The organism is Nocardioides sp., assembly GCF_035429765.1.
Classification (GTDB): domain Bacteria; phylum Actinomycetota; class Actinomycetes; order Propionibacteriales; family Nocardioidaceae; genus Nocardioides.
In genome coordinates, this window is sequence record NZ_DAOMFK010000133.1 from 1 (window position 1) to 8,506 (window position 8,506).

Below are 8,506 nucleotides of genomic sequence, written 5' to 3' on the forward strand. Positions count from 1 at the left end.
CGCCGGGAGCTCGGCCGGTCCCGGCGCAGCCGGGGCCTCGACCGGCGCCTCAGCGGGTACGCCGGCGGCCTCGGCCGGCACCACCGTCAGCCGCGACTCCAGACAGCTCACGAACTGCCCGAGCAGCTTGTCGGAGACGTCCTGCATCACCCCACGGCCGAACTGGGCCGGCTTGCCGGTGATCGACAGGTCCGTGAGCACCTCCACCGCGGTGCCGGTGCCCTCGCCGGCCATGCTGAGGGTGACCACGGCACCGGCCGTCCCGTTCCCGCGCCGGTCCTTGCCCTTGGCGTCCACGACGAAGCGGTGGGCGGCGTCGTCCTTCTCGGTGAAGGTCCCCGACCCGTTGTACTGCAGGGCGATCGGGCCGAGCTTGACCTTGACCGACCCGGCGAAGGTGCCGCCCTCGACGGAGGTGACCTGGGCCCCCGGGAAGCACTCGGCCACGGCCGCGATGTCGTTGAAGTGCGCCCAGGTCTCCTCGACCGAGGTGGGGACGCTGAACCGGTGCGTCAGGTCCATCCGGTCAGTCCCCCACGGCGGCGAGCACGGCCCGGCGGGCCAGCACGACGGCCAGGTGCCGGCGGTAGTCGGAGTCACCGTTCAGGTCCGCCGGTGGCGAGGTGCCGTCGGCAGCGTGCGCCGCCGCCGCTCGTACGACGTCCGCCGAGGCCGGCTGCCCGACCAGCGCGTCCTCCACCGCCCTGGCCCGCAACGGGGTCGAGCCCATGTTGGTCAGCCCGACCCGCGCCTCGGCGATGGTCTCGCCCTCGGTCCGCACGGTCGCGCCGACGGCCACGATCGGCCACTGCTGGGCGGTGCGCACGAACTTCTCGTAGTGGGCCCCCCACCCGGTGTGCTTGGGCACGCGGACCTCGGTGAGGATCTCGTCCTCGCCCACCGCCGTCTCGAAGAGGTCGACGAAGAAGTCCTCGGCCGCCACCCGCCGGGTGCCCGCAGGGCCGGCCACCACGAACTCGGCACCGAGCACCAGCGCGGGTGCCCCTAGGTCCCCGGCCGGGTCGGCGTGGGCCAGGGCCCCGCCGAAGGTGCCGCGGTGGCGGACCTGCGGGTCGGCGACCTCGGCGGTCGCCTTGGCCAGCAGGAGGGCGTGCTCGCGGACGAGCGGGTGGTCGCGCACCTCGGTGTGGCTGGTCATCGCGCCGATGACGATCGCGTCGCCGTCGTCGCGCACCCCGCGCAAGGAGTCGATGCGGCCCAGGTCGATCACCGTCTCGGGGGCGTTGAGCCGCATCCGCAGCACCGGCAGCAGGCTCTGCCCCCCGGCGAGGAGCTTGGCGTCCTCGTGCTGGGCCAGCGCGGCGACGGCCTCGTCGATCGAGGTCGGGGCGATGTAGTCGAACTGTGCGGGGATCACTGCCCTGCTCCCTTCGCCTGGTTGACGGCTCTCCACACGCGCTCGGGGGTGCACGGCATCGTGAGGTCGCTGACCCCGAGGTGGCGCACGGCGTCGACGACCGCGTTGACCACCGCGGGGGTGGAGGCGATCGTGCCGGCCTCGCCGACCCCCTTGGTGCCCAGCGAGTTGGTGGTCGCTGGGCTCGTGGTGTGGTCGACCTCGAAGCTGATCGTGTCCGCGGCCGAGGGGAGGGTGTAGTCCACGAAGGAGCCGGAGACCAGCGTCCCGGAGTCGTCGTACACCGCCTCCTCCCACAGCGCCTGGGCGATGCCCTGCACCAGGCCCCCGTGCACCTGCCCCTCGACGATCAGCGGGTTGATGATCGTGCCGATGTCGTCGCAGCAGACGTACTTGCGCAGCCGCACCTCGCCGGTCTCGGTGTCCACCTCCGCCGCGCACAGGTGCGTGCCGTGCGGGAAGTTGAAGTTGACCGGGTCATAGGTCGCCTCGCTGTCGAGCGAGGGCTCCACCCCGTCGGGCAGGTTGTGGGCCGCGAAGGTGGCCAGCGCCACGTCGCCGATCCCGACACCCTGGTCGGTGCCGCGCACGGTGAACCGGCCACCGGCGAAGTCCAGGTCGTCGACCGACGCCTCGAGCAGGTGCGCCGCGATCGGCCGGGCCTTCTCGATCACCTTGTCGGCCGCCTTCACCAGCGCCTCGCCCCCGACGACCAGGGACCGGGACCCGTAGGTGTCCAGGCCTTTCGGGGCGATCTGGGTGTCGCCGTGCAGGACCTCGACGTCCTCGAAGGCCACCCCCAGCCGGTCGGCGATGATCTGGCTGAACGCTGTCTCGTGGCCCTGGCCGTGCGCCGAGGTGCCGGTCACGACCTCCACCTTGCCGGTCGGCAGCATCCGGACGGTGGCGTGCTCCCACCCGCCGGCGCCGTAGTTCAGCGAGCCCAGGACCCGGCTGGGGGCCAGGCCGCACATCTCGGTGAACGTCGACACCCCGATGCCGAGCTGGACCGGGTCGCCCGAGGCCCGCCGCTCGGCCTGCTCGGCCCGCAGCGCGTCGTACCCGAACATCTCCTTGGCGCGCGCGGTCGCCGCCTCGTAGTTGCCGGAGTCGTACTCCAGCCCGGCGACCGTGGTGAAGGGGAACTCGTCGTGGCGGATCCAGTTCTTCTCGCGGACCGCCAGCGGGTCCATGCCCACCTCCACGGCGAGCTCGTCCATCAGCCGCTCGATCGCGAAGGTCGCCTCGGGGCGCCCCGCGCCCCGGTAGGCGTCGGTCCACGTCTTGTTCGTGAGCACCGTCTGGCAGGCGAAGTGGTAGGCCGGGAACTTGTAGATGGCGTTGAACATGAACGCCCCGAGCACCGGTACGCCGCCACCGACGAGGCTGACGTAGGCGCCCAGGTCGGCCAGCAGCTCGACCTTCAGGCCGGTCACCGTGCCGTCGCGCTCCGCGCTCAGCGTGAGCTTCTGCCACTGGTCGCGTCCGTGGTGGCCCGAGACCAGCGACTCCGAGCGGGTCTCGGTGTACTTCACCGGCTTGCCCAGCCGCCGGGCCAGCACCATCGCGATGAACTCCTCCGGCGTGGTCTGCAGCTTGCCGCCGAAGCCGCCGCCGACGTCGGGCGCGATCACCCGCACCTTGGACTCGGGGATGCCCAGGACCGCCGCCAGGAGGAACCGCAGGATGTGCGGGATCTGGGTCGCCGACCACATGGTGATCTGCTCGCCGGTGGGGTCGACGACGACCGAGCGCGGTTCCATGAAGGCCGGGATGAGCCGCTGCTGGCGGTACTCCCGCTCCAGGACGATGCCGTCCGTGCGGGCCTTCGCGATCGCCTCCTCGACGCTGCCGCCGGTCCCGGCCTCACCGGAGTCGAAGACCCACAGCGCCGACTTGTTGGTGCCCAGGTCCGGGTGGGCGAGCACGGTGTCCTGCGCCGCCTCCTTCAGGTCCAGGGCTGCCGGCAGCTCCTCGTAGTCCACGTCGACGAGCTCGGCGGCGTCCCGGGCCTCGGCGGCGCTGCGGGCCACCACCACCGCCACGATCTCGCCGGCGAACGCCACCCGGTCGACCGCGACCGGCGGGTGCGGCGGGGTGACCTGGTCGGTCGTGATCGCCCACGCGTTGGGCAGCGAGCCCTGCTCGTCGGCGACGTCCGCCCCGGTCACCACCGCCACGACGTTGGGGGCCGCTGTCGCCGCGCTGGTGTCGATGGCGGTGATCCTGGCGTGCGCGAAGGGGCTGCGCACCATGGCCAGGTGGAGCATGCCCGGCAGCGTGAGGTTGTCGGTCCACCGGGTCCGGCCGGTGATCAGCCGCTGGTCCTCCTTGCGGCGCCGGTCGCGGCCGATCTCGGCCCGCGTCTCCTGGGTGGCGGTCATCGCGCACCTCCCGCCGCGTGCAGCACCGCCCGCACGATGTTGTGGTAGCCCGTGCACCGGCACAGGTTGCCCTCGAGCCCGTCGCGGACCTCCTGCTCGGTGGGGTGCGGGTTCTCGGCGAGCAGGTCGACGCTCTGCATGATCATGCCGGGCGTGCAGAACCCGCACTGGAGCCCGTGGCACTCACGGAAGGCCTCCTGCACCGGGTGCAGCCCGTCGCCGTCGTGGGTGTCGGCCAGGCCCTCGATGGTGAGCACCTCGGCGCCGTCGGCCTGGACCGCCAGCACGTTGCACGACTTCACCGACCGGCCGTCGAGGTGGACGGTGCAGGCGCCGCAGTTGCTGGTGTCGCACCCGACGACGGTGCCGGTCTTCCCGAGCTTCTCGCGCAGGTACTGCACCAGCAGCAGGCGCGGTTCGACGTCGTCGGTGACCCGCGCCCCGTCGACGGTGAGTTCGATCTTGGTCATGCGTCAGCTCCCAGTGTGCGAAAGGTGTGACGTGGCTCTCACTGGCGTGACCGTAGAGCCCGGGAGGTTGGCGGATGGTTGGCGGGTCGCCGGGTCAGCGCTGGGCGGCCGCGAGCCGCCCCTTCAGCAGCGGGCGCGCGGGGTGCAGCCGGTCGCCGAGCCCGGCCAGGCACACCTCGACCACCTCGGTGTCGTACGGCGCCAGCTCGGTGTAGCGCAGCACGGCGGTGGGCTCGGGGTCAGCCAGCAGCGACTCGCGCAGCGCGACCGCGACGTACTCGGCGTACTCGGCCAGCGCGGGCGAGTTGGTGCCCGGCAGCAGGTCCCCGCCGTACGCCGCGACCGCCGCGGCGACCCGGCCGCGGCGCAGCAGCCCGAGCACGGTGCCGACGTCGGTGGTCACCGGGAGGGTGAGCCGGTAGGGCCGCGAGGCCAGCTGGCCACCGAGCGCGGAGCGCAGGTGGGAGACCTCGGCCTTCAGCGTGGACAGCGTGACCGACTGGTCGCCGTAGACCGCGGCGTGGAGCTGCTCGAGGGACAGCCCCTCCGGGTGCAGCGCGAGCAGGGCCAGCACCTCGGTCTGCCGCCGGTTCAGCAGCAGGCGCTGACCGTCCAGGCGGGCCTCCGCGTTGCCCAGCAGGGTGAGCTGCAGCCCGGGGGTCGGCACGTCGTCCTCAGGCACCCCGAACGCCTGGGTGTGCGGCAGCGCGGCCTCGATCAGCCGCGCCAGCACCCGCGCGGTGGCCAGGCCGATCGGGTGGGTGCGGTCCCAGGTCGTCGACAGGTCGATCACGCCCAGCCGGCTGCCGGTGGCCGGGTCGCACACCGGCGCCGCCCAGCACACCCAGTTGTGCACGATCGGCGCGTAGTGCTCGGCGCTGAACACCATCGACGGAGTCCCCTGCCGGCTGGCCAGGGCGAGTGCGTTGGTGCCGACCGAGGCCTCGTCCCACCGTCCGCCGGCCACGAAGTTGACCGTCTCCGCCTTGCGCCGCATCACCCGGCCGCCGTAGGTCCACAGGATCCGGGTCTGTGCATCCGTGACCGCCAGCACCAGGTCGCCGTCCTCGGCGGTCCGGCGCAGCTCGGCCTCCACCCGCGCCACCGCGGTCTGCAGCGGCGACTCCCGCCAGAACGCCGCCGTGTCGGACTCGTCGGCCAGCGGCGCCTCGCGGACGTCGAGGGAGACCTCCGCCACCCGGGACATCTGCCAGCTGCGCAGGATCTCGGGACGCACCGCCGTCGCCGCGTCGTCGCCGTGCTCGACGAAGGTCGTCCAGGCGCGGACCGAGGCGAGCCTGCGCGCGTGCAGCTCCTGGTGCGAACCGGCCATGCCCTGCCCTTCGGTGACCCAGCGTGAGCGACCCAGCCCCGGCCGGGGTGATGGCGGTCACAGTACCCCCGTCCCCCACGCGGTGGGAGGTGCTCAGTGGTGGATCCGGCCGTCGGTGTCCGCCAGGCTCCGGCCGCTGCCTCCCCAGCGCTGGCCGATGATCTCGGCGGCGATGGAGATGGCGGTCTCCTCGGGGGTCCGGGCCCCCAGGTCCAGGCCGATCGGGCTGGAGAGCCTCCCCAGCTCGGCGTCGGTGAGGCCCGCCTGCCGCAGCCGGGCCAGCCGGTCGTCGTGGGTACGCCGTGAGCCCATCGCCCCGACGTAGGCCACCTCGGGCAGGCGGAGCGCCACCTCGAGCAGGGGGACGTCGAACTTCGGGTCGTGGGTGAGCACGCAGAGCACGGTGCGTGCGTCGACGCGGCCCGCCTCCGCCTCGCCCCGCAGGTAGCGGTGCGGCCAGTCGACGACCACCTCGTCGGCGTCGGGGAAGCGGGACCGGGTGGCGAACACCGGCCGGGCGTCGCACACGGTCACGTGGTAGCCCAGGAACGACCCGACCCGTGCCACCCCGGCCGCGAAGTCGATCGCCCCGAAGACCAGCATCCGGGGCTTGGGCGCGAAGGCCCACACGAACACCTGCATGCCCTCGCCGCGCCGCTCGCCGTCCGGGCCGTAGGTGAGCGTGGCGTTGTGGCCGAGCGCGAGCAGCCCGAGCGCGTCGTCGCGGACCGCCTCGTCGGCCCGCTCGCTCCCCAGCGACAGCCCGCCGCGAACCTCATCATTCTCGGGGTCGAAATGATGGTTTTCGCGGCGGTCGGTCGCGGTGGGGCGGACGATGAGGCGGCGGCCCACCCGGTCGGGGTCGGGGTGGGCGATCACCGTGGCCAGGGCGACCGGGCGCCCGGCGGCCACGTCCTCGGCCACCTCGCCGAGCTCGGGGAAGGTCTCGCGGCTCACCTTCTCCACGTACACGTCGAGGATGCCGCCGCAGGTCAGGCCCACGGCGAACGCATCGTCGTCGGAGACGCCGTACCGCTGCAGCACGGGCACCCCGGACTCGACCACCTGCTGGCCCAACTCGTAGACCGCGCCCTCGACGCAGCCGCCGGAGACCGAGCCAACCGCCTCGCCCCCGGGGCCGACCAGCATGGACGCGCCGGCCGGGCGGGGCGCGGACTGGAAGGTGGCCACCACCGTGCCGACGCCGACGGTCTCGCCGGCGCGCCACCACTCCATCAGCTCGGTCAGGACGTCACGCACGCGCGATCACCTCGGTCAGCTCGGCGAAGGTCGCCAGCGAGTGGCCGGCGAGGAAGTCGTCGACGTAGGGAAGCGCGGCGAGGACCCCGGACTGCACGGGCTGGTAGCCGGCCTTGCCCCGGTGCGGGTTCACCCACACCACGCGGTGGGCCATCCGGTGCAGCCGGGCCATCTGCTCGGCGAGCAGTGCCGGGTCGCCGCGCTCCCACCCGTCGCTGAACACCACGACGACCGCACCCCGGGCCAGGCCACGCTGGCCCCAGCGGTCCAGGAACGCCTTGAGGTTCTCGCCGAGCCGGGTGCCGCCCGCCCAGTCCGGCACGCTCTCCCCGGCCGCGACCAGCGCCCGCTCGGGGTCGCGGTGCCCGAGGGCCCGGGTGATCCGGGTCAGCCGGGTCCCGGTGGTGAAGACCTCCACCTCGCCGCGGGCACCACTGCCCACCCCGGTCACCACGAACCGGTGCGCGAGCCTGACCAGCGCGTCGGCGTACCTGCTCATCGAGCCGGAGACGTCCACCAGGAGCACCACCCGGCGCGGCCGGGTGCGGCGCCGGCGCCAGGCGATCTCGCCGGGCTCGCCCATCTGGCGCAGCGTGGCGCGCAGCGTCCGCGCGCCGTCGACCTCGCCGCGGTGGAACGGCGTACGCCGGTGCGCGCGGCGTCGCGGCAGGACCGGCCGGATGGAGCCGAACATCGCCGCCAGCAGCGCCTTCTGGGCGCCGCCGACCTCGGCGATGTCGCGGTGCCGGAGCACCTCGGTGCTGCTCGCCAGGGCCCGGAGCCGGTCCTCCCCCGCCGACCCGTCGCTGTTTTCCTCGTCGTGCGGCAGAGGGGCGGCAGTGAGCTCGCTGGACTGCGCACGCGGCCTGGTCCGGGGCAGGCCCTCCCGCGCCAGGAACCACGCGTCGAAGACCTGCTCGTACCGGACCAGGTCGTCGGGGCAGGAGCAGAGCGTGGCCCGGCCCGCCCAGTAGGTGCGGTCCCGGTCCTCGAGGCCGACCAGGGAGGCGGCCTGCAGCCAGGCCCGGGACCGGTCGGGGGTCACCGGGACACCCGCCGACCGCAGGGCCGCCGCGAAGCCCAGCAGCAGCTCGTCAGGCTGGTGGGGGGCCGGAGAAACCTCTGCCGTTTGGACCCAAACGACAGGTTTCTGGCCGCCGGAGCTGTCGTTTGGGTCCAAACCGCAGCTCCTCAGCCCGCCAGCACCCGGTCGAGCGCGTGCTTGATCCGGTCGGTGTCCTCGCGGTACTTCACCACCGCGCCGAGCGTGGCCGCCGCCGTGGCGAGGTCCAGCTCGGTGGCACCCAGCCGTTCGAGGGCCCGCACCCAGTCCAGGGTCTCGGCCACGCCGGGCGGCTTGAGCAGGTCGTCCCGGCTGCGCAGCCGCTGCACGGCCTGGACCACCTGACGGGCGAGGGTCGCAGGGACCCCGGGCTCGCGGGAGCGGACGATCTCGACCTCGCGGTCCAGCCCGGGGTGGTCGATCCAGTGGTAGAGGCACCGGCGCTTGAGCGCGTCGTGCAGCTCGCGGGTGCGGTTCGAGGTCAGCACCACGATCGGCGGGGTGGCCGCCCTGACCGTGCCGACCTCCGGGATCGTCACCTGGTACGTCGAGAGCACCTCGAGCAGGAACGCCTCGAACTCGTCGTCGGCCCGGTCGACCTCGTCGATCAGCAGCACC

The 8,506-nt window shown here is 73.4% G+C and carries 7 protein-coding genes and 1 pseudogene; all 8 read right to left on the reverse strand.

From position 1 onward, the window contains the following. The coding region (locus tag PLP61_RS12050) for an SRPBCC family protein (protein ID WP_324502963.1) at positions 1–522 on the reverse strand (522 nt) is incomplete at its 3' end. A 4-nt stretch (positions 523–526) separates the two neighbouring features. Next, positions 527–1,378: an FAD binding domain-containing protein gene (locus PLP61_RS12055; RefSeq protein WP_324502965.1), complete on the reverse strand. Its 852-nt coding sequence runs from the start codon at positions 1,376–1,378 to the stop codon at positions 527–529. Next, positions 1,375–3,762 (reverse strand): xanthine dehydrogenase family protein molybdopterin-binding subunit, encoded by a 2,388-nt coding sequence (locus PLP61_RS12060; RefSeq protein ID WP_324502966.1) that lies wholly within the window; start codon positions 3,760–3,762, stop codon positions 1,375–1,377. The genes PLP61_RS12055 and PLP61_RS12060 overlap by 4 nt, the downstream gene beginning before the upstream one ends. Then, complete coding sequence (locus tag PLP61_RS12065) at positions 3,759–4,232, reverse strand: (2Fe-2S)-binding protein (RefSeq protein WP_324502967.1); 474 nt, start codon at positions 4,230–4,232, stop codon at positions 3,759–3,761. Before PLP61_RS12065 ends, PLP61_RS12060 begins: the two co-directional genes overlap by 4 nt. 94 nt (positions 4,233–4,326) lie before the next feature. After that, on the reverse strand, positions 4,327–5,565 hold the full coding sequence (locus PLP61_RS12070) for a transcriptional regulator (protein WP_324502968.1): 1,239 nt from the start codon (positions 5,563–5,565) through the stop codon (positions 4,327–4,329). 93 nt (positions 5,566–5,658) lie between these two features. Further along, positions 5,659–6,825, reverse strand: coding sequence for an XdhC family protein (locus PLP61_RS12075; protein WP_324502969.1), 1,167 nt, complete (start codon positions 6,823–6,825; stop codon positions 5,659–5,661). After that, positions 6,818–7,915, reverse strand: coding sequence for a vWA domain-containing protein (locus PLP61_RS12080; protein WP_502889042.1), 1,098 nt, complete (start codon positions 7,913–7,915; stop codon positions 6,818–6,820). Before PLP61_RS12080 ends, PLP61_RS12075 begins: the two co-directional genes overlap by 8 nt. Positions 7,916–8,016: 101 nt before the next feature. Then, positions 8,017–8,506 (reverse strand): annotated as a pseudogene (locus tag PLP61_RS12085) (MoxR family ATPase); the annotation flags it as partial.

Excerpts from the sequence above, each read along its gene's own strand:
- PLP61_RS12065 (WP_324502967.1), bottom strand. The coding sequence starts at position 4,232 with ATGACCAAGATCGAACTCACCGTCGACGGGGCGCGGGTCACCGACGAC.
- PLP61_RS12060 (WP_324502966.1), bottom strand. The coding sequence starts at position 3,762 with ATGACCGCCACCCAGGAGACGCGGGCCGAGATCGGCCGCGACCGGCGC.
- PLP61_RS12070 (WP_324502968.1), bottom strand. The coding sequence starts at position 5,565 with ATGGCCGGTTCGCACCAGGAGCTGCACGCGCGCAGGCTCGCCTCGGTC.